Below are 22,579 nucleotides of genomic sequence, written 5' to 3' on the forward strand. Positions count from 1 at the left end.
CGCCATCTCCGATTTCGGCCATGCGGATGCCGGCTTCGCTCAGGTGCCGCGCTCAGGCGCCGCGCAGGCGTGTGATCCGGGATCCGCTTCGATCGAGCGGATCCCGTCTCAGACCTGGGCGCCGGCCGCGGCGCCGGTCAGCCGGACGAGCACGATCTCGGGCGGCACGCCGAGCCGCACCGGGATCCGGCTGAGGCCGAGCCCGCCCGAGACGACGAGGTGGCGGCCATTCTCGACCACGTGGCCGTAGACGTAGCGCTGGCCGAAGCGCGAGGCCGTGACCGGCGAGTGGCCGAGGAGGCGCACCTGCCCGCCGTGGGTGTGGCCGGCGAGGGTGAGGGCGACCCGACCGGGAACCTGCGGGAAGATGTCGGGCTCGTGCGCCATCAGGATCACCGGCGCGTCGTCCGTCACGGCGGCGAGGGTGCCGGGAATGTCGGCGAGGCCGTGCCAGAGCCCCTGCGGCACGAAGGGCTCCTGGTCGGCGAGTCCCGCGAGCCAGAAGGGCTGCCCGTCCTTCACGAGCCGCAGGGCCGCGTTCTCCAGGACCGTGATCCCCTGCGCCTCCAGCACCCGGCGCGCCTCCACCGGGCCGCGCCGCCGCGCCTGGGCGGCGGCATCGTCCCACCAATCGTGGTTGCCCAGGACCGCGTGCACGCCGAGCGGTGCCCGCAGGGACGCCAGCCGCTTGGCGAAATCCGCGAGCGCCACCCGCCGCAGGGCGACCGGCCGCGCGCCGGGGTAATCCCCGAGCAGGAGGACGAGGTCGGGAGCGAGGGCGTTCGTCGCCGCGACGATCTCCTCGACGCGCCCCAGCGACATCCAGGGCTCGCCGACGTGGAAATCGGCGAGCGCGGCGATGCGCAGCGACAGGGCCCGCGGCCAGTTCGCCGGGCGCGGCGCGTAGGGAGTGACCACGAGGCGCCAGGCGGGCTCGACCGCGCCGCCGTAGAGGCCCGCCCCGGCTCCGAGCGCCGCGAGACCGGCGGCGCCCGTCAGGACCTGTCGCCGGCTCGGCATGATCAGCATCGACGCGAGTTCCCCCGGCGCGTGGCCGCCGGCCCACGGCTCAGGGGAACAGGTCAACCGTGAACAACCGGTTCAACCGCGGACGCGCATCCCCATCAATCGGCGATCTCGTGCTCGTGCCGGATCGGCCGGCGCGCCGCGGTGGCGCAGTCGGGCTTGCCCCGGGTCGCGCGGGCCGCCGCCGCGAGGGCCGGCAGCGCCAGGGGACGGAATCCGGCCGTCACGCCAGCCTCGCGCGGGCGGTTCGTGGCCGCTTCGGTCGGGCTCTGCGCTTGCGACACCATCAGTTCGTTCCTCTCGTCACCTCGGCTCTCGCTCGGCCGGTCGCCGCCGATAAAACGGCCGAACCGGTCGGCTCTCGGGCGCCATTGCGGCCCGGCGGGGGCAAGGTGGGGGCGGCCCCGCCCCAGAGATGGACGCGAGATGAACGACACGGGAGCCGACCCGGACCAGAATGGGACCGGGCTCGGCCCAAATCTCTGACCTTTGACGCATTCTTCGCGACGAAACGGCCTTGTCCGGCCGAGGACCCGGGAGAGCCCCGCTGACCGGTTCAGGCTCTCCAGCGGGAGGGCCGAACCGGTCGTCGCAGCGCCTGAGCGGAGTGGCGTGCGGCGATGCTGCATGGGGTCTCGGTCCCGCATCGTCGCCGCCGCGCCGGCGAGGGCGGGGCTCAGACCGCCGTCAGGTTCCCCTGACGGATCCACTCCGCGGTGCGGTCGAGGGCGCGGGCGAGCCGGTCGAACAGCGCGTCGATCTCGTCGGGCGCGATCACCAGGGGAGGGCAGACCGCGACCCGGTCGCCCGCGAGGAAGCGCACGATCAGCCCCTCGGCCTGCGCGAAGGCCACGCAGCGGGCGGCGACCCCGGCCTTCGGGTCGTACTGGCGCTTCGTCGCCTTGTCGGCCACGATCTCGAGGCCCCCGATCAGGCCGATGCCGCGCGCCTCGCCGACCAGGGGATGCTCCGCCAGGGCCGAGAGCCGGCGCTGGAAGTGCGGCGCCTTCTCGGCGGCCGCCTCGACGAGGCGGTCGCGCCGGTAGATCTCCAGCGCCTTGATGGCGACCGCGCAGGCGACCGGATGCCCCGAATAGGTGGTGCCGTGTCCGAAGGTGCCGATCTTGCGGCTCTCGTCGAGCATCGCCTGGTAGAGCGGCTCCTCCACCGTGAGGCCGCCGAGGGGCATGTAGGCCGAGGTGATCGCCTTGGCGAAGGACAGGCTGGCGGGCCGCATCCCCATCGTCTCGGCGCCGAACCACGTCCCGAGCCGGCCGAACCCGCAGATCACCTCGTCGGCCACGAAGCGGATGTCGTAGGCGGCGAGCACGCGCCCGATCGCCTCGAAATACCCTGTCGGCGGCACGATGGCGCCGCCCGCGCCGAGCACCGGCTCGGCGATGAAGGCCGCAACCGTGTCGGGATCCTCGCGCTGGATCAGCGCGTCGAGTTCGGCCGCGAGCCGGGCCGAGAAGGCCTCCTCGCTCTCGCCCGGCTCGGCGCCGCGGTAATGGTGCGGGCAGCGCGCGTGCAGGAAGCCCGGCAGCGGCAGGTCCCAATCCGCGTGGTTGGCGGGCAGGCCGGTGAGCGAGGCCGAGGCCACCGTGACCCCGTGATAGCCCTTGACGTGCGAGATGATCTTCTTCTTGCGCGGCCGCCCGAGCGCGTTGTTGAGGTACCAGGTGAGCTTGACCTGGGTGTCGTTCGCCTCGGAGCCCGAGGAGGTGAAGAACACCTTCGAGACCGGGATCGGCGCCAGCTCCTTCAGGATCTCGGCGAGTTCGATCGCCGGGTCGTGGCTGCGGCCGGAGAACAGGTGCGTGAAGGGCAGCCGCGCCATCTGCTCGCGGGCGGCCTCGACCAGCTCCTCGTTCGAGTAGCCGAGCGCCGTGCACCACAGCCCCGCCATGCCCTCGAGGTAGGGCCGGCCGTCGGTGTCGTAGACCCAGACGCCGTGGCCGCGGTCGAGGACGAGCGGCCCGGTCTCGCGAAACAGCGCGAGGTTGGTATAGGGATGGATCAGGGTCTCGACGTCGCGGGTGGCGAGGTTCGACAGCATCGGCAGGGTCCCGGGATCTCGGCCGCTCCGCGGGATGGCCGCGGGCCTCTCGGGGCGCTTCGGAGAAAACCGCCCGCCGCCACACTAGCGGCGCGATGCCCCCGCACCAAGGCGGCCCGCGCATGAGACCTCTTCCAAGCATGATCGACCCCGCCTCCCTCGTCTCCCAGCCCGCGCCCGGGCGCGCCTGCGGCGCCTGCACCCTGTGCTGCAAGGTCTTCGACGTGCCGGCGGTGGAGAGCGTCGCCGGGACGTGGTGCCGGCACGCCGTCGCCGGCCGGGGCTGCGGCATCCACGCGACGCGGCCGGATCATTGCCGGGCCTTCCACTGCCTGTGGATGACCGAGGGCTGGCTCGGCCCGGAATGGAAGCCGGACCGGGCCAAGATGGTGCTGACCCAGGATCCGGTCACCCGCTTCCTGAACGTCCAGGTCGATCCGGGCCAGGCGGGCGCGTGGAAGCGCGATCCCTACTACGCCCAGCTCAAGCGCTGGTCGGTGGCCTCGCTGCCCCGGAAGCGGCACGTGATCGTGTTCGTGAACAAGCACGCGACCGTGGTGCTCCCCGACCGGGACGTTCCCCTCGGGGTGTTCGCGCCGGGCGACCGGCTGGTCGCCCGCGAGCGGATGACGCCGGCCGGCCTCGTGATCGACGTCGAGAAGGTGCGGGACGCGGCCTGAGAGCCGCGCAAGGCACCCCGTCAGGCCGGACCGGCCGCGCCGCTCCGCCGCGCGATCACCGCCACCGGCCCGCCCCCGTCCGGCCCCTGGAACTCGGCCCCGCCGGAGACGAACAGGTCGGTGGCGCCGACGAGACCCGCGAGCGCCCCCGCCACGAAGCCGCGGGCGTGGCGGGTCGGCGCGATGTCGGAATCGGTCAGCATCGTGTGCCGCCGGCCCCGGATCGCGCCGTCCGCCGAGGCCTCGGCCTTGGCGAGGAGGGCGGCGAGCCTGGCCCGGCCGGCCTCGTCCACGAACCCGTCCGGCCCGAGCAGGCCGAGCCGCCCCAGGCAGGCCGCGACCGGCCGGAGGTCGATCGCGTCCGCCATCACGGCGTGATCGATGACCAGGGGGCCGGTCCAGTCGGGCGACATCCCCATCACCACGACCTCGTGGTCGAGGAGCTCGACCCCCGCGGAGGCGCCGCAGCGGCGGGCGTGACGTCCCGGATCGGTCTCCGCCACGGTCTCGCCGATCGCGGCGGCCGGGACCTCGCCAAGGGCGAGGGCGGCGCCGAGCGCCGCGGCCGCGCGCGAGAGGCCCATCGACTTGAGCGTGTCCCGGGTCGCGGGTGCCGCGCCGCGGGCGAGGGCCGCCCCGATCCGCTCCGAGGTGAGGAGCGGGCACTTCACCTGGACGTAATGGACCTGACCGGCGTCGAGTCCGGCCTCGCGCATCGCCGCCCGCACGCCGGCGGCCACCATCTCGACCTGGGCGCGGCGCCCGAGATCCTCGGCGGCGAGGGGCGGCGTGCGGGCCTGCCCGACCGCGAGGGCCGGGCCCGGCCCGGCCGCCTCCCGGGCGGCGATCACGAGCCAGTGCGGCGAGAGCCCGCCCTCGGTGCCGCCCGACATCACCATGGCGATCCGGCCGAGCGCCGCCTCGCCGATCAGCGGCCCGAACAGCCCGCGCAGGGCCTGCACCGCCAGCGGGCGGGTGAAGTCGTTGACGCAGCCATTTCCCTCGGTCTTGGCGAAGACCGCGACCACGTCGCCGGGATCGAGGCGCCCGTCGCGCAGGGACGCGGCGATGGCCGAGACGTCGTCGGGGGCGGCCATCGGCAGGCGCAGGATCTCGGCGCGGCGGGGCATGGTGTCGTCTCCTCCCCGCCTGCGGCGGGGCGCGGGGCATCCCCTCGATCCGCCGCCGGCAGCAACCGCCGTGCCAGGGCGCCCGGTCGCGGCGCGGCGGTGTGGTGATCCGACGCGCGACCGCGCGCCATTGCTCGGGGCGGGAAACGGGCGTTATGAGGAAGCGAAGGCGCCCGCCCGCCCCGTGGCGGATCGGCACCCGCGCGCGGCCTCGGCCGAGCGCCTCGCAACCCTGCTCTCGCACGGGCAGCCCTGCTCTCGAACGGGAAGGACCGGATGCGGAGCGACGCCGGAGACGGGCGGTCGCGCGGGGCGGCGCCCGCGGGTGATGCGGGGGCGGCCGCGTGAACCGCCGGCCGATCTCGCTCGCGGTCGGCGTCGCCTGCCTCGCCGCCTGCGGCCTCGCGGCCGCCGCCGGCACGGCCGTGATGCCCTCCTACCTCGCCGCCTGGCTGGTCCTGGTCTCGCTGCCGGCCGGCGCGCTGCCGCTCCTGATGGGGCTCGAACTCGCGGGCTTCGCCCACGAGCCGATGGCCGCCTCCCTGCGCCGTCTCCTCGCGCTCCTGCCGATCGCCGCGCTGCTGCTGGTGCCGATCCTGCTCAACCTCGGCGCGCTCTACGGCTGGGGCCGGGGCCTGCCGCCCCGCACGGCGCTCGCGGCGATCTGGTTCACGCCCGCCTTCTTCACCCTGCGCAGCCTGTTCTACCTCGCGGTCTGGCTCTGGCTCGCCGAGACCTTCCGGCGGGCGCCGCTCGATCTCGCCCTCGAGGCCGCGGCGGCGCGCCGCCGCCGGGCCGTGATCGGCATGGTGCTGCACGCGGTGCTGGGCACGCTCGCGGCCGAGGATTGGGTGCACTCGGTCGATCCCGCCCGCGCCTCGGCCGCCTTCGGGCTCCTGGTGATGACGATCCAGGCCGGGCTCGCCCTCTCGGCGGCGGCGCTGATCGCCGCGCGGGCGAGTTCCGGCCGGCCGCTGCGCGACAACCGCATGGCGGCGGCCTTCACCGACCCGATGCTGGTGCTGCTCGCCTGCTGGGGCTTCGTGCACTTCGTGCAGTACCTCGTGGTCTGGTCGGCGAACCTGCCCGACGAGGTGCGCTGGTACCTCGACCGGGGCGGCACGCTCGCCCGCGTCGGCGCGGTCGTGGCGCTCGCCACCGGCGTGCTGGCGCTTCTCGTCCTGCTGCCGCGGCGCGTGGTCGGGCGGCCCGCCGCCCTCGTCGCCATCGCGGCCCTCGTCCTGGTGCTGCACGGCGCCGAGATGTTCTGGCTCGTGACGCCGGGCTTCCGCGGGGCTTTCCGCTTCACCTGGCCCGACATGCTGGCTCTGGTCGGCGTGGTCGGGGTGGCGGCGGGCCTGTCGGGGCGCGTCGAGCGCAGCCTGTGGCGGGCGCATCCGTGAGCGGGCGAGGATGGCGGCAGATCCGCGTCCCGGCCCGCTTCGCGTCCGGCCGCTCCCCCGCCGCCACCTGCCGGGACCTCCCTCGACACCGGTTCCGAACCCGCTCGGAGCTTCCGCGGCGGCCGCGGGACGGGACCGCCCGCCTCAGGCGGCGGGCTGCAGCGCCCCGGCCGCGACCTCCTCGATCAGCCGCAGGTGGCGCGGCAGGCAGACCCGGGCGAGGTCGTAGCCCTCGGCGCTCCGCCGCGCCGCCGCCCGCATCGCCCGGAAGGCCTCGGGCTCGGCCAGCGCCCGCACCACCGCCTCGGCGATGGCCGCCGGGGAGAAGAAGTCGACCAGCACGCCGTTCTCGCCGTCGCGGATCACCTCCTCGACCGGGGGCGTGGCCGAGCCGATCACCAGGCAGCCGGCCGCCATCGCCTCCAGCATCGACCAGGACAGGACGAACGGATAGGTCAGGTAGACGTGGGCGGCCGAGACCTGGAGCAGGTTGAGGTAGGTCCCGTACGGGATCCGCCCGACGAAATGCACGCGCGACAGGTCGAGATCCGCCCTGACCTCGTCCAGGAAGATGTCCTTCCAGGTCCGGCCGGCGGGGGGCTTGGCGCCGTAGCTCACGTCGCTGCCGCCCACCAGCACCGCCCGGGCCTGCGGCCGGCGCCGCAGGATCTCGGGCAGGGCCCGCATGAAGCTGTGGTAGCCCCGGTAGGGTTCGAGGTTGCGGTTGACGAAGGTGACGACCTCGTCGCCCGGGGCGCAGCTGGTGCCGGTGCGGTCGAGGGTGATCCGCGCCCGCGGATCCGGCCGCACGAGGTCGGTGTCGATGCCGTCGTGGATCACGCTGAGCCGCGGCCGGAACGGGGCGGGGACCCGGCTCGCCTGCCAAGCCGTCGGCGAGACGAGCCAGTCCGACGCCTCGAAGGCCAGGTAGGCGGCGGCGTTGCGCACGCGCACGGCGAACAGCCCCTCACCCGCCCGCACGGGGAATTCCGGGTCGAAGCCGACATCGGCGCCGCGCGCGCCGTAGCTGAACTCGACGAAGCTCAGGAGCCTCGCCTCCGGCCAGACGTCCTTCAGGAACAGGGTCTCGCCCCAGCCCGGATGGCCGCAGATGACGTCGGGCGCGAAGCCCTCCTCCCTCAGGCGCAGGGCGGCGCGGGCCGCCGCCTCGCCGCGCAGCACCTTGGTCTCGAAATCCTGGGCGAGGCGGTGGATGCCCGGGGTCGAGCGCCCCTCCACCGCGTAGCGCAGGTGGCGCACCCCCGGCAGCGGCGGCGCCGGGTTGATGCCGAGCGCCACCACCGCGTGCCCGGGCCGGGCCGCCAGCGCCGGGGCGACGTGGCGGTACTGGCCCGGGAAGTTCTGGTGGACGAAGAGGACGCGCATCGCCGCGCCGGGCTCAGCGCTCGTGGCCCGCCGTCGCGGTCGTCTCCTTCACGGGCGAGAGCACGTAGTCGATCACCCGCCGCGAGCCCGTGCGGATCTCCGCCGTCACGGTCATGCCGGGGGTGAGCGGCACGGTCTTGCCGTCCGCCTCGATCGTCGCGCGCGACAGCTCGATCGTGACCGGGAAGACCAGGTTCTGGGTCTTGGGCGTGCCGCTCACCGGGCTGAGGCCCTGGCCGCGGCTCATCGAGACCGCGTCCGAGGCGCCGCTCGCGTCGCGGTCGTCGACGGCGTCGCGGGAGACCCGCGCCACCTTGCCCTCGATGCTGCCGTAGCGGGTGAACGGGAAGGCGTCGATCTTCACGACCGCCTCCTGGCCCGGGATCACGAAGCCGATATCCTTGTTCTGGACCATGGCCTCGACCTCGATCGGCCCCTCGCTCGGAACCACCACCAGGAGCGGCTGGCCCGCCGTCACCACTTGGCCGAGCGTCGTCACCGCGAGCTGCTGCACGGTGCCGCTGATCGGCGCGGTGAGCCGGGTGCGCTCGCGCTTGAGCGCCGCCTTGACCACGTCCTGCCGCAGGGCGTCCCGCTTCTGGGCCGCCTCGGTCACGGATTGGTGCTGCTTGGCGACGGTCTCGGTCGCGAGCTGCTCGACCCGCCGCTGCAGCGAGACCGCGGCGGCCTGCGCCTCGATCAGCTGGCCGCGGTCGTAGGCGAGGTCCGCCGCCACCTGCTCGACCTGCTGCACCGCATCGATCACCGCCGCGCGGGTGCCGGCCTGGCGGGCGACCAGGGTCTCGCGCATGTCGGCCCGCTCCTTGAGCACCGCCTGCAGCCGCTCGCGCGCCGCGATGCTGGTGGCGAAGCGCTTCTGCGTCGCGTCCTTCTCGGCGATCTGGGCGAGCAGCGCGTCGCGGGAGGCGACGTACTGCCCGATCTCGGCCAGCATGGCGGCCCGCTCCCGCGCCTGCACGGCGGGCGGGATGCTGGCGGGGAACGCGACCGGGCTCGTCGCCGGCTGGTTGGTCTCGACCGCCGCGACCGTGGCCTGGCGCCGGATGATCTGCGCCTCCAGCGAGGCGAGGTCGCCGCGCCGCGCCGCGAGGTCGGCCTCCGCCTCGGTCGGGTCGAGCTCGATCAGGAGGTCGCCCTCCTTGACCCGGGCGCCGTTCTCGACGTGAACCGCCAGCACCTTGCCGGTCTCGAAGGGCTGCACGACCTTGGAGCGCCCGCTCGGCTGGATGCGCCCGCTCGCCACCGCGTGGATGTCGAGATGGGCGAGGAAGCTCCACAGGAGCGCCGCCGCGAACATCAGGCAGATCGTCCAGGTGAACAACGTCGCCTGCGGGGAGGGCGGCGTGTCCAGGATCTCCAGGTGGGCGGGGAGAAATTCCTGGTTCTCGCGGTTGACCGCCATCGCCCGCACCCGCTCGGTGAGGCGGCGGGGGAGAGCGAGCGGGCGGTGGGCAGGGCCGGCAGCCGGTTGCGCGCGGCCGGGGCCGGGGAGGGGGCGGCCTGCCCCTCGGGGCGGGGTTCGGGGTTCGCGGTCACGCGGCGGCTCCCTGCTCGGCGGATCCGTGGTCGGACTGCATGCGCCACAGCCGGCCGTAGAGCGAGGTGGGACGCTCCACGAGGTCGCGGTGGGTGCCGTCCTCGACGATCCGCCCGTCCTGCAGCGCGATGATGCGGTCGCAGCCGCGCACCGCCGCGAGGCGGTGGGCGATGATCACGACGGTGCGTCCGCGCACGATGTGCCGCATGTTCTCCTGGATGATGCGCTCGCTCTCGTAGTCGAGGGCCGAGGTCGCCTCGTCGAGGATCAGGATGCGGGGATTGGTGGCGAGCGCCCGCGCGATGGCCAGCCGCTGGCGCTGGCCGCCCGAGAGGTTGGCGCCGCGCTCCTCGATCGGGGTGTCGTAGCCGAGCGGCAGGCGGTTGATGAACTCGTCGGCGCCCGCGAGGCGCGCCACCTGGATCACCTGCGCGCGCGACAGGCCCGGATTGGCCAGCGCGATGTTCTCGAACACCGTCTTGTTGAACAGCAGGTTCTCCTGCAGCACGACGCCGATCTGGCGGCGCAGCCAGGCGGGGTCGACCTGCGCGATGTCGATGCCGTCGATCAGCACCTGGCCCTTCTCCGGCACGTAGAGGCGCTGGAGGAGCTTGGTGAAGGTCGACTTGCCCGAGCCCGAGGGCCCGACGATGCCGAGCACCTGCCCGGCCGGGATCTCGATCGAGACGTCGCGCAGCACCTCGGGCGTGCCCGGCTGGTAGCGGAACACCACGTTGCGCACCGTGATCTGGCCCTTGGCGGGGGGCAGGTGCGCCTGGCCCATCGAGCGGGTCTCGGGCGGGCAGTTGAGCACGTCGCCGAGCCGGTCGATCGACACCTTCACTTGCTGGAAATCCTGCCAGAGCTGCGACAGGCGCAGGATCGGGGCCGTGACCTGCCCCATGATCATGTTGAAGGCGATCAGCGAGCCGACCGTGAGGTCGCCGTTCATCACCGCGTAGGCGCCGAAGAAGAGCACGAGCGCGGTCGTCACCTTGTTGATGTACTGGATCGCGTTCTGGCCGATGCTGGCTACGACGCCCGCCACGAAGGAGGTCTTGACGTAGGCGGCGAGGCGCTCCTCCCACTGCGTGCGCAGAGTCGGCTCGACGGCCAGCGCCTTGACCGTGTGGATGCCGACCACCGACTCGATCAGGAACTGGCTCGACAGGGCCGAGCGGTTGAAGCGCTCGAGGGTCTGCTCGCGCAGGATCGGCCGCAGCACGACCGCCACCAGCACGTAGCAGGGGATCGACAGGGTCACGATCAGCGCCAGCAGCGGCGAGTAGAAGTACAGGATAACGATGAACAGCAGCGTGAACGGGATGTCGATCGCCGAGGTGAGGGCCTGCCCGGTGAGGAAGCTGCGGATCGTCTCCAGTTCGCGCACGCGCGCGACGGTCTGGCCGGCCGGCCGGGTCTCGAAATAGCCGAGCGGCAGGCGCATCAGGTGCTCGAACAGGCGGGCGCCGAGTTCGACGTCGATCCGGCTCGTCGTGTGCGTCAGGATGTAGCTGCGCAGGTATTGCAGGACCACGTGGAACAGGCCGAGCACCACGAGGCCGACCGCGACCAGGGTCAGCGTCGAGTAGCCGCGATGCGTGAGGACCTTGTCGATCGTGATCTGGAAGAAGATCGGCGTGATGAGGGCGCAGACCTGGATGAAGAAGGAGGCGACCAGGACGGTCAGCAGCGGCTGGCGGTAGCGCCAGATCGACGGCACGAACCAGCTGAGGCCGAAATCGTGGATGACCTTCTGCAGGCTGGCCCGGCGCGCGATCAGGATGATCGACCCGGTCCAGCGGGCGACGACGGCGTCGGCCGGCACGTGCTCGGCGGTGCGGGCCGCCGCGTCGATGATCCGGTACTTGCCGTCGTCGAGGCGCCGCCCGAGCAGGACGAAGCGCCCGCCCTCCATCTCCAGGATGGCGGGCAGCGGGATCGATTCGAGGCGCTCGGGCTTCTGCTTCTCGAGCAGGCGGGCCTTGAGCTTGAGCTGGCGGGCGCCGCGCACGAGGTCGACGGCGCGGGCGGGCTGCACGCCGAGGCCGAGCTCGTGGCGCACCTGCGCGGGCTCGCAGGCGACCTGGTGGAACGAGGCCACGAGCGCCAGGGCGGCGAGGCCGGAATCGATGACGGGAGCCGGCGGCGGCGCGTGCGCGGCCTTCGGTGGTTCATCCGGGGAGGGGCGCCCCGCCGGTGACACGACCTGTCCTTCCATGCCCGTTCCCTTCGTCTCCGCTCACGTTGCCGGCGCGCCGAAGCGGATACCAACGATATTCGACCGCGTGATGAATGTCGCGCCGCAGAGCAACGAGGATGCTGCCGGTGGGCGCGTGATGGCCATTGGCGATGAAGTTGGCTGAATTGCGGGCGGGGTGTCCGTGCGCCAGCGCTCCTTGCCCGCGACCGAAGGCGCGACTAGGGTCCCGCGGCGATTTGAACCGCCGGCCTCGGGCCGCCCTGCGCGCATCGCAGGTTCTCTTGAAGGTGGAGTGACAGCCATGGGCTTTCTGGCCGATGCCCTCTCGCGCGTGAAGCCGTCCGCGACGATCGTGATGACCCAAAAGGCGCGCGACCTGAAGGCGAAGGGCCGGGACGTCATCAGCCTGTCCGTCGGCGAGCCGGATTTCGACACGCCCGAGCACATCAAGCAGGCGGCCATCGAGGCGATCCGCCGTGGCGAGACCAAGTACCCGCCGGTCTCCGGCATCGTGCCGCTGCGGGAGGCGATCGCCCGCAAGTTCAAGCGCGAGAACGGCCTCGACTACAAGCCGTCCCAGACGATCGTGGGCACCGGGGGCAAGCACGTCATCTACAACGCCCTTCTCGCGACGCTCAACCCGGGCGACGAGGTGGTGATCCCGCGGCCCTACTGGGTCTCCTATCCGGAGATGGTGGGGCTTTGCGGCGGCACGGCGGTGTTCGCCGACACCACGATGGCGAAGGCCTTCAAGCTTCAGCCCGAGGATCTGGAGCGCGCGATCACGCCCCGGACCAAGTGGCTGATCCTGAACTCGCCCTCGAACCCGTCCGGCGCGGCCTACACGCGGGCCGAGATGAAGCGGCTGACCGACGTGCTGCTGCGCCATCCGCACGTCTGGGTGCTCACCGACGACATGTACGAGCACCTCGTCTACGGCGATTTCAGCTTCGTGACGCCCGCGCAGGTCGAGCCCGCCCTGTACGAGCGCACCCTGACGATGAACGGCGTCTCGAAATCCTACGCGATGACGGGCTGGCGGATCGGCTACGCGGCGGGTCCCGAAGCCCTGATCAAGGCGATGGATTTCGTGCAGGGGCAGCAGACCTCCGGCGCCTGCTCGATCGCCCAATGGGCGGCGGTGGCGGCCCTGGACGGCCCGCAGGACCACCTCGCCGAGTTCCGGGCGGCCTTCCAGACCCGGCGCGACCTCGTGGTCTCGATGCTCAACCAGACGCGGGGGCTGCGCTGCCCGACGCCGGAGGGGGCGTTCTACGTCTACCCGTCCTGCGCCGAGCTGATCGGCCGCCGCACGCCGGAGGGCCGGGTGATCGAGACGGACGAGGATTTCGTGTCGGCGCTCCTGGAGAGCGAGGGCGTGGCGGCGGTGCACGGCTCGGCCTTCGGGCTCGGCCCGAACCTGCGCATCTCCTACGCCACGTCGAATGCCGTGCTGGAGGAGGCCTGCACGCGCATCCAGCGCTTCTGCGGCGCCCTCAGCTGAGGGCGGGCCGGGATGGGCCGAGACCCGGCCCTCCCGCCCAGCCCCGTGTCCGGCGGCGCCCCGCCGGCCTTTGCCGCTTGCATCGGCGCTCCGAGCCGTGCTATCGCCCGCGGCGTCGGCAGGAACCGCGCTCGGCGCGATGCCAAGTCCCTCCGGGACGGGCCCGACCGGCAGGCGGCGCTGAGCGATCGGCCGCTTGCTGGGGGATAGTTTAACGGTAGAACAGCGGACTCTGACTCCGTTAGTCGTGGTTCGAATCCACGTCCCCCAGCCATTGAAATCACCCGTCAGGTCAAGGGCTTGGCGGGTTTTTTGTCGCGCGAGCCTGGCGACAATGTGTTTCGACTGGCTGCAACACGACCCCTAGATTTACAATGGGTTACAGCAGTACGTCGGCTGCTCCGTGCAACACGGATGGAACACGAAACCGCGCTCCCACAAGAGACAGGGATGGTGGTTCATGCCCTCGTGAGCCGGGCGATGCCCGACGTAACCCACGGCAGGGCAGGGGGTGCATCCGAGACGTGTTTCATCCCCTTGGGAACGCTCCTGCAGGCAGCGAGCCCCGCGCGGCCTCGGGCTTTGGCATCAGCGTCCGGGATCCATTCGGGCAAGGACAGAGGCCTAGCTGTGCCCCGCTTCCTCGATCGCAGCCCCCTCAGGTGTGAAGCTACTGCTCTGTCTTGGCATTGCCACGTGCTGAATGAGGCGCCAGGATTCGTGACCAACACGGCCGGGGGCACAGCGCATCTGTATCCTCGATGAGCGAAGGGAACCGCTCATGACTGGCTCGAAAAGCACGTCGACCTCAGAACACAAGCTTGCGCAGACCAACAAACTTTTAATCTGTAGGTCCTGGGTTCGAGTCCCAGCGCGCTCACCACAGATTTTGCCTGCTCGGTCAATGACTTGGCGGGCTTTTTCATGACCCTCCCTTGCCCTTTCCGTGTTGCAACGGCGTGCAACACGACTCCTGAATTTACAATGGGTTACAACCGAGCGTCGGCGGCTCCATGCAACACGGATGCAACACGAATCCAGTCCGCTTGGCGCTCTTCAGACGGGCCCAAGGGTCGCATTCCGTGAGCCAGCTGCCGTACATGCTGAGCCCCGCGCTGATGCTCTCTTGAGGCCCTTGGCAAGGCCGAGTAGGGGAGGGCGAGCGGCTACCCCAGCTGGTCACTGAGGCTGGCCGGTACAGCCAGAGAGGACCGGCTCAGGGGATCAACCTGTACCTCAGCCATTCTCGATACGGCGCATCGCCTTCAGAGCACGGCCTCGATCAGCCCGAGCGATCTCGCCTCTTCGGCCTCAATGTACCAGTTCGACGGAGCCTGCTGCAGGAGCTCTTCCATCGTGACCTGGGAGCCGCGAATCAGGTTTTCAAAGCCCTCGTTCTGGATCGCGATCGAGGCTTCGATCTCGTGCAGCGTCGCCTTCACAGTCGCGATGCAGGTGGTCAGCGGTCCATTGATCGTGAGCTCCTTCGCGAGCTTGCGCTCGTGGATCATCAGCCGCGTGCCGCGGGTCAGGTAGCGGTTGGCGCGAACAAAGAAGCTCATGAAGGTCGTACCGGCCGAGTAGATCGCTGCCTTGCCAAGAAAGACGAAGCGCCGGTCCGGGCTCATCTCGCTGTGGTAGCGGATGTCCTCGCCCATCATGCGTGCGACCTCGGGGTCGCCTCCGAGCGTCGACAGCTCGACCACGACGAGGTTCTGCGAGGCCTGCTCGAACTGACGGCGGAAGTCCCGGTACATGTCATAGTCGACCGGCCCCGAGAGCAGGACGGCAGGGGGCTCGAACGCGGGTGGCGGCAGCGGCGAGGTGTCCATGAGGGCTCCTGATGGGATCGGCTCCGGCGCCGGATGAGCGCCTTCCTCTGAACTGGGCGGCTACGACCCCGGTTGCACCGCAGCATGCAACAGTGAGGCTGCGAACGGCGAGTTCGAGATCCGAGGCGCAGGAGGTACAAGGTGCCGTCTTGGGCCGTCCCCGGCAGGAACGAGGAGCCCTAGCCGATGCCGTGCTGCCGCCGGGCAGGTGGGGTGCTGACAGCCCCGCCTTCGCCCGTGCGATAGTACTCTGAGGCGGCTAGATCGCGCATAATGGCACCTGCCGACCGTCAGCCGAATGCCCGATGGCCGCCAAGCGCCCTGATGCCGATCCGCGCGAGACGCTCGCGGAGGTGAATCGGATAAGCGATGAAGGCGTCGGGCAGCGCGAGGCGCAGGTCCGGCTCGTCACCGACCTGCATGCGCGAGGCCTCGATGCGTCCGAGGAGCAGGAGCGTCTGTACCGCCCGCCGATTGTGAGACACCGGTTTGAACCCTATGCGGCGAGAGCCGCAGGTGGAAGCTGCGCGGCCCGAATAGCGGCCGGTGGGCGGAAGCCGTGCCGCTCGATCAGCCACGTCGTATTGTAGATCTCCCGGAACACCAGCAGCGCGCGGCGCAGATCCTCGACGGTGTCGAAGCGCTCCACCCAGAGCAGGTTCTCCTTGAGCGTGCGGATGAACCGCTCAGCGTAGCCGTTCCCCTCCGGCGCCCGCACGAAGGCGGGCGAACTCGCGATGCCCAGGAACGCCAATTCTGACTGGAAATCATCCGATAGGTACGGGCTGCCGTGGTCGTGCCGGACACTCAAGCCGCTGGCGATCCGCGCGCTGAAGCCACCGAAGCGCTGCCGCACGCCATGACGGATCGGCTCCAGCGCCTCGAAGCGCGTGGCCCGTCGCGCCGCATGGATGCCGACACACGCGGCCGAGCAGGGGTCGACGGCCACCAACACCGCGACCTGCCCCTCGCCGGTCCACGGGGTGGTCAGGTCGGTCCCCCACATCGTGTCCACCGCCTCCGGGAGGATGGTGCCATCGTGGGTGCGCGGACCGCGCGGCGCGCCGACGCGAGACGGGGCGAGCAGATCATGGTCGCGCATCAGGCGCAGCACGCGGCGCTTGGAGGTGCGCACGCCCGTGTGGCGCAGGCGCGCCCAGACCTTGCGGTGACCCTCGCCGTGGAAGGGGCTGCCGGTGAGGGTGGCGCGGATCTCCTCGAGCAGCGCGGCATCCGGCATCGGCCGGGCTGGTTCGAGAACTACAACACCGTCCACCCGCACTCCGGTTTGCGCATGCTCTCACCCCGGGAGTTCCTCCGCCAGAGTGCCGAGGCCCGGCCCGCTCCCTCGATCTGCTAACCCAGGGCGCTCACGATGCCCGATATCCGCACGATCGGCGACACGGATGGTGCAGCGTTGCCGTAGACGGCATCGAGAATGGCGTCGGCCGGCTTGGTCCAGATGCGCTCATCAAGCTTAAACCCGAGAAGCGGTTTTGAAGCGACATCCGCAACTGTCATGTTAGCCATGATTGTCTCTCTCACCCACTCGCGCCAAGGCCGGGGTGGCACTAGACATTTTCGTGAAGACCTACCTCGCCTCGCCGCGCCGCTTGCGGCTCCAACTCGTCCACCACCCCGACGAAGCGGCCGAACAGCCGCCCGAACAGCCGGGCGAGGTCGTCCATCAGCACGAAGATCGCCGGCACGAAGAGCAGCGACAGGAGCGTCGAGACGATCAGCCCCGAGATCACCGCGATCGCCATCGGCGAGCGGAACTCGCCGCCGATGCCGAGCGCCATCGCGGAGGGCACCATGCCGGCCGCCATGGCGATCGTCGTCATCACGATCGGGCGGGCGCGCTTGCGGCCCGCATCGGTGATTGCGGTGATGCGGTCGACGCCCCGGGCCATCTCCTCGACGGCGAAATCCACCAGCATGATGGCGTTCTTCGTCACCACGCCCATCAGCATCAGGATGCCGATCACGACCGGCATCGAGATCGGCCGGTTGAAGATCAGGAGGCCGAGGATCGCCCCGCCGATCGAGAGCGGGAGCGAGAACAGGATGGTGAGCGGCTGCAGGAACGAGCCGAAGAGCAGGATCAGCACGCCGAGCACCATCATCAGGCCGGCGCCCATGGCGAGGGCGAAGCCCTCGAAGACCTCGCCCATCACCTCGGCGTCGCCGGTCTGGCGCAGTTCCACCCCCGGCGGCAGAGTCTTCGCGGCCGGGGTCGCCAGCGCCTTGGCGATCGCCTCGGCGAGGGCGTCCGAGCCCTGGAGATTGGCCTCCAGCGCCACCCGGACGGCGCGGTCGTAGCGGTCGATCGCGGTCGGGCCGCGGCCGAGGCTGATATCGGCCACCGCGGTCAGCGGCACCGCGGCGCCGGTCTTCGTCGGCACCTTCAGCGCCTCCAGCGCCGGCAGCTCGCCGCGGGCCTCGGCCGGCAGCTGCACCCGGATCGGGATCTGCCGGTCGACGGCGTTGAACTTGGCGAGGTTGGCGCCGATGTCGCCGATCGTGCCGACGCGCACCGTCTCGGCGATGGTCTCGGTCGAGACGCCGAGATCGGCCGCCACCGCGGGTTTGGGGCGGATGCGCAGCTCGGTGCGGTCGAGCGGCGCGGTCGACATCACGTTGACGAGGTTCGGCACCTGCGCGACCTCGCGCTGCATCCGCTCGGCCACGTCCCGCACCACCTCGGTGTCGGGCCCCGCCACGATCAGGGTGAAATCACGCTGGCCGCCCTCGCGCAGGGACCAGTAGCGGATGTCGGGCTCGTCGCGCAGCGCGGCCATGATCGCCGCCTCGAGGTCGCCCTGCTTGCGCGTGCGGGCGTTCTTCGGCGTCAGGTTGATCGTCAGCGTGGCGAGCCGGATCTCCTTCTTGCCCGGGAGCTGGCGCCCGCCATCGACGAAGACCGAGCGCACCTCGGGCAGTTCGCGGATCTTCCGCACCACCCGGTCCGAGACCGCGATCGTGTCGTCGAGCTTGGCACCCGGCGGCAATTCGAGCACCAGCAGGGTGCGCGCCGCGTCCTCCTTCGGCAGGAAGCCGGCCGGCAGCAGCTTGGTCGACATGAGGGAGCCGGCGAACAGCGCGAGGCCCACCACCAGCGTCACGAACTTGTGCCGCACCGACCACGCCACCACGCGGGTGTAGGTGCGCATCACCGGGCCGGGTGCCTCCTCGGCGTGGCCGTGGTCCCGCATGAAGTAGGCCGCCATCATCGGGGTGATCAGGCGGGCGACGAGCAGCGACATGAACACCGCGGCCGCGATGGTGAGGCCGAACTGCTTGAAGTACTGGCCGGCGATGCCGCCCATGAAGCTCACCGGCGCGAAGATCGCCACCAGCGTCGCCGTGATGGCGATGACCGCGAGGCCGATCTCGTCCGCGCCCTCGATGGCGGCCCGGTAGGGCGACTTGCCGAGCCGCACGTGCCGGACGATGTTCTCGATCTCCACGATGGCGTCGTCGACCAGGATGCCGGTGACGAGGGTGATGGCGAGCAGGCTGACCGCGTTGAGCGAGAAGCCCATGGCGCTCATCGCCCAGAAGGTCGGGAAGACCGAGAGCGGCAGCGCCACCGCGGCGATCAGCGTCGCCCGCCAGTCGCGCAGGAACAGGAACACCACCAGCACCGCCAGGGCCGCCCCCTCCATCAGGCCGTGCATGGCGGATTCGTAGTTGCCGATCGTGTTGGTGACCGAGGTGTCGATCAGGTCGAAGTGGACGTTCGGGTGGGCGGCGCGCAGCTCGTCGATCTTCCTGGCCACCAGCTGGGCGACCGAGGCGTCGCTGGCGCCGCTGGCACGGGAGATCGCCAAGGCGACGACCGGCTCCCCGTTGAGGCGCGCGAAGACGCGGGGCTCCTCGGCCCCGTCCGTCAGGGTGGCGAGGTCGTCGAGGCGCACCTTGCGCCCGCCCGGCAGCACGATCGTGGTGGCCGCGAGCGTGTCGAGGCTCGCCGAGGCCGCGAGGGTGCGGATCGACTGCTCCTGGCCGCCGAGCTCGGCCCGCCCGCCCGCCATGTCGGCGCTGGTGAGGCGCAGCTGCCGGTTCACGTCGGCGGCGGTGATGCCGAGCGAGAGCAGCCGGTCCGGCTTGAGGGTGACGCGCACCTCGCGGTTGACGCCGCCCAGGCGCCCGACGCCGCCGACCCCGCGCAGGCCCTGGATCTGCCGCGCCACCACGTCGTCCACGAACCAGGACAGGTCCTCGGGGGCCATCGCGGGCGCCGTGGCGCCGTAGACCATGATCGGCAGCCCGGCGATCTCGACGCGGTTGACGATCGGCTCCTCGATCGTCCGCGGCAGGTTCGTGCGGATCTTGGCGACCGCGTCCTTGACGTCGTTCACCGCCCGATCGGTGTTGACCTCGAGCCGGAACTCGACCGTGGTGGTCGAACTGCCCTCGGTGATCGCCGAGGTGATGTGCTTGACGCCCTTCACGCCCGCCACGGCGTCCTCGACCCACTTCGTCACCTGGGTCTGGAGCTCCGAGGGCGCGGCGCCCGGCTGGTTGATCGACACCGAGACGAGCGGCACGTCGATGTTGGGGAAGCGGGTGATCGGCAGGGTGCGGAAGCTGACGAGCCCGAGCAGCCCCAGCACCAGGAACAGCACGATCGAGGGGATCGGCTTGCGGATCGCCCAGGCGGAGACGTTGAGGCGCATCGGGTCGGGTCCTTCGGCGGCGGGGGCGGGCGCCGTCGGCGCCGTGGATCAGGGGCGCGGGAGGGCGTCGGCGCTGACCTGCTGGGCGGGAAAGACCGGGCGGACCCGGTCCCCGTCGCGCAGGAAGCTGCCGGCCCGGGCCACGACGGCGTCGCCGGCCCGCACCCCGTCGCGGATCTCGATGAAGCCCGCCGCCGAGAGGCCGGTGCGGACCCGGCGCGCCTCGACCCGGTCGCCCGCCACGACGAGGACGGTCGCGCCGCCATTGCCGTAGACGACCGAGGCGACCGGCACCGCGACGCCGGTGCGGCGCGCCACCTCGACGCTGCCGCGGGCGAAGGCGCCGATGCGCAGGCGCGGATCGGGGTCGAGGCGCACGCGCACCTTGCCGAGGCGGGTCGCGCGGTCGATCTCCGGATAGACCGCGCGCACGCGGCCCGGCACGCCGACGGACCCGTCCGGCGTGTCGAGATCGAGCTGGGCGGGCGCGCCGGGCTTGAGCCGCGGCATGCCGGTCTCGGTCACCTCGCCCTCGAGTTCGATCTCGCCGCGGGCGATCAGCCGGAACAGCGGCTCGGCGGTCGCGCTCGCGGTGGCGCCGATCCGGGCGGTGCGGCGGCTGACGATGCCGCCCTCGGGCGCGCGGATCTCCGTGCGGGCGAGCTTGAGGTCGAGTTCCTTGCGCTGGGCCCGGGCCTGCAGGAGGTCGGCCTCGGCGATCGAGAGCCCGTTGCGGGCCGCGGCGAGCCGCCCCTCCGCCGAGCGCGCCGCCGAGGTGCGCTGCTCCATCTGCACCTCGGTCGCGTTGCCGGTCCGGATCAGGGTCCGGGTGCGCTCCAGCGCCAGGGCCGCCTCGACCTGCGCCGCCTCGGCCTGCACGATGGTGCTGCGGGCCTGCTCCACGGCGGCCTCGGCCCGGGCGATGGCGGCGGCGTTCTGGGCGAGCTGGGTGTCGATCATCTCCCGGGACAGGCGGGCGAGCACCGCGCCCCTGGCGACCCGGTCCCCCTCCTCGACCAGGAGTTCGGTGATGCGGCAGCCCTCGATCTCGGGCGAGACCATGATCTCGTCGCGCGGGACCAGGGTGCCGGTGACCACCGTGCGCTCGACGATCTCGCGCTCGGCCGCCACCACCACGGTGACGGCGGGCACGGGTACCTCGGTCTCTAACGTACGATGGCCCGTCGCCGCCGGCACCAGGCACATGACGGCGAGTAGCCAAGCGAGGCGGCTGCGGCGACACATGACAGGGTACCCCGGTCGGCAGCTACCAGACTACGCATGGCCCAACGCCGCGCCGCCGGTGGTGCTGCTCGGCAGCTCGACCAGCGCGCTGCGCGGCATTGCGGCTATATGAACATAGCGTATGCATTGTCGTTACCGGCTTCTACAATGCTCACGCCGACCAATCGCGGTTCTCCGAATGGATCACGTGTTAGTCTCAGCTCACACCACATCCGCAGCCCTACCAAAAACTCAGCCGCGGATAAAAGCAGCTTTTAATGTCAGCGTGTATCTCTCGATTGAAAAAATTTCTGGTAAGGGCCGCCGGAGAAGTAGCGCCTTAATTCATCGAAATTTTGGACCGTTTCTATCAAAGGCCGCATCTCCTGGCGTTGAAGATCGGTCAAACCAGAAGGCTGATGCGGTCGAACTCCCAAAAAGCTCCAAACTGAATTCACGCAAGCGTTCCGATCGCGAGTGACATCTTCATAACGAACCACCATAACAGCACCAGACCCAAAGGAATGTACAACTCGCGCGTTAAAACAATCAGAAAGCCTGAAGTATGCCTCACAGTCAGCTGTCGATAGCCGGACACGCGGCGGCAGCGCGCCTCCGCCGTCGGAGCTAAACTTCAGCCAACGGCCAGATTGTCTTGCCTGGACAAGCGAGCGAAGCGACTCCAAGACATTAACGCGAACCATAAGAATGACTTTAAGACCAGGCCACGCAACAAGCTCGTCAAATATGCCGGGACGGTCGCGAAATTGAGGTTCGTTGATCTTGCAGCCAACGTGCGTCACTTCTGCCTTGACAGATTTTGCGGTATATTGCAGGTACGCAACCTCGAGGAGCCCTCGATCGCTAAGTAACAACCGACTTTTGTCGGGCCAATTGCCTTCATACTGATTTAAAAGCTCGCCTCTGCTGTAGATGTTGGGATGCTCGTTAAGCAATTCCTCGAGAAAGTGTGTACCCACTCTCGGCATTGCCAGTATAACGAAGGGATGATGCGAAGACATCTGGCTGTCCATTGGTAGCACCATTAGACTACACATACGATTGCAGGCCTAAGTTACGGCTATTTTGCCGAACCGGTGTCACCGTAGGAGACACCGGCGAAGCATTGCTGTCGCAAAGAAAAATGGCAGTATCGCGTACGCGCAAAGCACGAAAATATGCACGCCGACACCGCTGGTCGACCGTCCGAGCATCACTGGGCGAATGAGCTCGATCGAATGGACCAATGGCAAGACCGAGGTTAAATTTTTAAGCTCGCTCGGCAACTGATTGACGGGGAATACTGCGCCACACAGAAACAACATGGGTGTGATAAAAAGGGTCTGATAAAATACAAAATGATCGTAACTGCGCGCCAAAGCAGCAACAAGCATAGCTAAGCTTGCGAAGGCAAGACCAGTGAGCGCAATGACGGGCAGCGCATAAAATGCGGACGGCCAAGCGGCGTAGCCAAGCACGCCCGCGATGATGATGATTCCGGACCCCGCTAGAAAAGCCCTTGTGGCTGCCCACGCTAGTTCCCCGAGAATAACATCGCCAAGCGTGAGTTGTGTATACAGAATTGCTTCCCAAGTGCGCTGGGCGTGCATGCGTGCGAAAGCCGCGTGGATTATTTCGAAAGTCGCCGAGGTCATGGCGGCAGTCGCGACCATACCTGCAGCAAGAAAGGCGATATACGGACTTCCCTCAACTTGATCGATCATCAGTCCGACGCCGAATCCAAGACCAACCAGGTAAATCGTTGGATCGGCAAGATTACCAAGAATTGATGCAGGTGCAATTTTCTTCCAGGCTTGATAGTTGCGGAGCCACACCGCTAGCCAGTTCCACGCATTGGCGGGAAGAGCCGCTGCAAAATCTCCCGTCATCGC

At 70.0% G+C, this 22,579-nt stretch carries 18 protein-coding genes, 1 tRNA gene and 1 pseudogene; 5 read left to right on the forward strand and 15 right to left on the reverse strand.

Annotation, left to right across the window (positions count from 1 at the left end):
* Positions 1-108: 108 nt before the first annotated feature.
* The 3 genes from QA634_RS19330 to QA634_RS19340 form a co-directional block, all read right to left on the reverse strand.
* Positions 109-1,029, reverse strand: coding sequence for a metallophosphoesterase (locus QA634_RS19330; RefSeq protein WP_012333587.1), 921 nt, complete (start codon positions 1,027-1,029; stop codon positions 109-111).
* Between the two features lie 95 nt (positions 1,030-1,124).
* Positions 1,125-1,313: a hypothetical protein gene (locus QA634_RS19335; RefSeq protein WP_018259976.1), complete on the reverse strand. Its 189-nt coding sequence runs from the start codon at positions 1,311-1,313 to the stop codon at positions 1,125-1,127.
* 389 nt (positions 1,314-1,702) lie between these two features.
* Positions 1,703-3,085, reverse strand: coding sequence for an aminotransferase (locus tag QA634_RS19340; protein WP_012333589.1), 1,383 nt, complete (start codon positions 3,083-3,085; stop codon positions 1,703-1,705).
* 140 nt (positions 3,086-3,225) lie between these two features.
* On the opposite strand from QA634_RS19340, the gene QA634_RS19345 reads away from it, so the two are divergent.
* On the forward strand, positions 3,226-3,765 hold the full coding sequence (locus QA634_RS19345; RefSeq protein WP_012333590.1) for a hypothetical protein: 540 nt from the start codon (positions 3,226-3,228) through the stop codon (positions 3,763-3,765).
* A 20-nt stretch (positions 3,766-3,785) separates the two neighbouring features.
* On the opposite strand, the gene QA634_RS19350 is transcribed toward QA634_RS19345, so the two are convergent.
* Positions 3,786-4,895: a cyanuric acid amidohydrolase gene (locus tag QA634_RS19350; protein WP_012333591.1), complete on the reverse strand. Its 1,110-nt coding sequence runs from the start codon at positions 4,893-4,895 to the stop codon at positions 3,786-3,788.
* Between the two features lie 344 nt (positions 4,896-5,239).
* On the opposite strand from QA634_RS19350, the gene QA634_RS19355 reads away from it, so the two are divergent.
* Positions 5,240-6,298 carry a hypothetical protein gene (locus QA634_RS19355; RefSeq protein WP_012333592.1) on the forward strand — a complete coding sequence of 353 codons (1,059 nt, stop codon included), beginning with the start codon at positions 5,240-5,242 and terminating at the stop codon, positions 6,296-6,298.
* 144 nt (positions 6,299-6,442) lie between these two features.
* On the opposite strand, the gene QA634_RS19360 is transcribed toward QA634_RS19355, so the two are convergent.
* The 3 genes from QA634_RS19360 to QA634_RS19370 all read right to left on the reverse strand — a co-directional run bounded on the left by QA634_RS19360 (position 6,443) and on the right by QA634_RS19370 (position 11,463).
* On the reverse strand, positions 6,443-7,684 hold the full coding sequence (locus QA634_RS19360) for a glycosyltransferase family 4 protein (protein ID WP_012333593.1): 1,242 nt from the start codon (positions 7,682-7,684) through the stop codon (positions 6,443-6,445).
* A gap of 13 nt (positions 7,685-7,697) precedes the next feature.
* Complete coding sequence (locus QA634_RS19365) at positions 7,698-9,107, reverse strand: HlyD family type I secretion periplasmic adaptor subunit (RefSeq protein ID WP_283026715.1); 1,410 nt, start codon at positions 9,105-9,107, stop codon at positions 7,698-7,700.
* 130 nt (positions 9,108-9,237) lie between these two features.
* Entirely contained in the window at positions 9,238-11,463 is a 2,226-nt protein-coding gene (locus tag QA634_RS19370; RefSeq protein ID WP_012333595.1) for a type I secretion system permease/ATPase, read from the reverse strand.
* Between QA634_RS19370 and QA634_RS19375 the strand changes: the two genes are divergently transcribed.
* The 3 genes from QA634_RS19375 to QA634_RS19385 all read left to right on the forward strand — a co-directional run bounded on the left by QA634_RS19375 (position 11,462) and on the right by QA634_RS19385 (position 13,223).
* Entirely contained in the window at positions 11,462-11,608 is a 147-nt protein-coding gene (locus tag QA634_RS19375) for a hypothetical protein (protein WP_168169163.1), read from the forward strand. The two genes, QA634_RS19370 and QA634_RS19375, sit on opposite strands and share 2 nt — an antisense overlap.
* 138 nt (positions 11,609-11,746) lie before the next feature.
* Positions 11,747-12,949, forward strand: a complete 1,203-nt coding sequence (locus tag QA634_RS19380; protein WP_012333596.1) for a pyridoxal phosphate-dependent aminotransferase — start codon at positions 11,747-11,749, stop codon at positions 12,947-12,949.
* Positions 12,950-13,149: 200 nt separating this feature from the next.
* Positions 13,150-13,223, forward strand: a tRNA-Gln gene (locus QA634_RS19385).
* A gap of 991 nt (positions 13,224-14,214) precedes the next feature.
* Here the strand turns inward: QA634_RS19385 and QA634_RS19390 are convergent.
* From QA634_RS19390 to QA634_RS19425, 8 genes and pseudogenes are all read right to left on the reverse strand, one after another.
* Positions 14,215-14,781 carry a hypothetical protein gene (locus tag QA634_RS19390; RefSeq protein WP_012333597.1) on the reverse strand — a complete coding sequence of 189 codons (567 nt, stop codon included), beginning with the start codon at positions 14,779-14,781 and terminating at the stop codon, positions 14,215-14,217.
* Between the two features lie 290 nt (positions 14,782-15,071).
* On the reverse strand, positions 15,072-15,203 hold the full coding sequence (locus QA634_RS19395; RefSeq protein WP_018263422.1) for a hypothetical protein: 132 nt from the start codon (positions 15,201-15,203) through the stop codon (positions 15,072-15,074).
* A 74-nt stretch (positions 15,204-15,277) separates the two neighbouring features.
* A pseudogene (locus QA634_RS19400) lies at positions 15,278-16,033 on the reverse strand (transposase); the annotation flags it as partial.
* A gap of 104 nt (positions 16,034-16,137) precedes the next feature.
* Entirely contained in the window at positions 16,138-16,311 is a 174-nt protein-coding gene (locus QA634_RS19405; RefSeq protein WP_168169164.1) for a hypothetical protein, read from the reverse strand.
* 41 nt (positions 16,312-16,352) lie between these two features.
* Complete coding sequence (locus tag QA634_RS19410) at positions 16,353-19,463, reverse strand: efflux RND transporter permease subunit (protein ID WP_012333599.1); 3,111 nt, start codon at positions 19,461-19,463, stop codon at positions 16,353-16,355.
* Positions 19,464-19,511: 48 nt separating this feature from the next.
* Entirely contained in the window at positions 19,512-20,708 is a 1,197-nt protein-coding gene (locus tag QA634_RS19415; RefSeq protein WP_043701388.1) for an efflux RND transporter periplasmic adaptor subunit, read from the reverse strand.
* 260 nt (positions 20,709-20,968) lie between these two features.
* Positions 20,969-21,721, reverse strand: coding sequence for a sulfotransferase domain-containing protein (locus tag QA634_RS19420; RefSeq protein WP_012333601.1), 753 nt, complete (start codon positions 21,719-21,721; stop codon positions 20,969-20,971).
* 66 nt (positions 21,722-21,787) lie between these two features.
* On the reverse strand, positions 21,788-22,576 hold the full coding sequence (locus QA634_RS19425) for an ABC transporter permease (protein ID WP_012333602.1): 789 nt from the start codon (positions 22,574-22,576) through the stop codon (positions 21,788-21,790).
* Positions 22,577-22,579 lie beyond the last annotated feature (3 nt).

Source organism: Methylobacterium sp. CB376 (assembly GCF_029714205.1).
Taxonomy (GTDB): domain Bacteria; phylum Pseudomonadota; class Alphaproteobacteria; order Rhizobiales; family Beijerinckiaceae; genus Methylobacterium.

What these genes read in the sequence shown, in the direction of transcription:
- QA634_RS19330 (WP_012333587.1), bottom strand. Translation starts at nt 1,029, where the DNA reads ATGCTGATCATGCCGAGCCGGCGACAGGTCCTGACGGGCGCCGCCGGT.
- QA634_RS19335 (WP_018259976.1), bottom strand. Translation starts at nt 1,313, where the DNA reads ATGGTGTCGCAAGCGCAGAGCCCGACCGAAGCGGCCACGAACCGCCCG.
- QA634_RS19340 (WP_012333589.1), bottom strand. Translation starts at nt 3,085, where the DNA reads ATGCTGTCGAACCTCGCCACCCGCGACGTCGAGACCCTGATCCATCCC.
- QA634_RS19345 (WP_012333590.1), top strand. Translation starts at nt 3,226, where the DNA reads ATGATCGACCCCGCCTCCCTCGTCTCCCAGCCCGCGCCCGGGCGCGCC.
- QA634_RS19350 (WP_012333591.1), bottom strand. Translation starts at nt 4,895, where the DNA reads ATGCCCCGCCGCGCCGAGATCCTGCGCCTGCCGATGGCCGCCCCCGAC.
- QA634_RS19360 (WP_012333593.1), bottom strand. Translation starts at nt 7,684, where the DNA reads ATGCGCGTCCTCTTCGTCCACCAGAACTTCCCGGGCCAGTACCGCCAC.
- QA634_RS19365 (WP_283026715.1), bottom strand. Translation starts at nt 9,107, where the DNA reads ATGGCGGTCAACCGCGAGAACCAGGAATTTCTCCCCGCCCACCTGGAG.
- QA634_RS19375 (WP_168169163.1), top strand. Translation starts at nt 11,462, where the DNA reads ATGCCCGTTCCCTTCGTCTCCGCTCACGTTGCCGGCGCGCCGAAGCGG.
- QA634_RS19370 (WP_012333595.1), bottom strand. Translation starts at nt 11,463, where the DNA reads ATGGAAGGACAGGTCGTGTCACCGGCGGGGCGCCCCTCCCCGGATGAA.
- QA634_RS19380 (WP_012333596.1), top strand. Translation starts at nt 11,747, where the DNA reads ATGGGCTTTCTGGCCGATGCCCTCTCGCGCGTGAAGCCGTCCGCGACG.
- QA634_RS19390 (WP_012333597.1), bottom strand. Translation starts at nt 14,781, where the DNA reads ATGGACACCTCGCCGCTGCCGCCACCCGCGTTCGAGCCCCCTGCCGTC.
- QA634_RS19395 (WP_018263422.1), bottom strand. Translation starts at nt 15,203, where the DNA reads ATGCAGGTCGGTGACGAGCCGGACCTGCGCCTCGCGCTGCCCGACGCC.
- QA634_RS19405 (WP_168169164.1), bottom strand. Translation starts at nt 16,311, where the DNA reads ATGGCTAACATGACAGTTGCGGATGTCGCTTCAAAACCGCTTCTCGGG.
- QA634_RS19410 (WP_012333599.1), bottom strand. Translation starts at nt 19,463, where the DNA reads ATGCGCCTCAACGTCTCCGCCTGGGCGATCCGCAAGCCGATCCCCTCG.
- QA634_RS19415 (WP_043701388.1), bottom strand. Translation starts at nt 20,708, where the DNA reads ATGTGTCGCCGCAGCCGCCTCGCTTGGCTACTCGCCGTCATGTGCCTG.
- QA634_RS19420 (WP_012333601.1), bottom strand. Translation starts at nt 21,721, where the DNA reads ATGGACAGCCAGATGTCTTCGCATCATCCCTTCGTTATACTGGCAATG.
- QA634_RS19425 (WP_012333602.1), bottom strand. Translation starts at nt 22,576, where the DNA reads ATGACGGGAGATTTTGCAGCGGCTCTTCCCGCCAATGCGTGGAACTGG.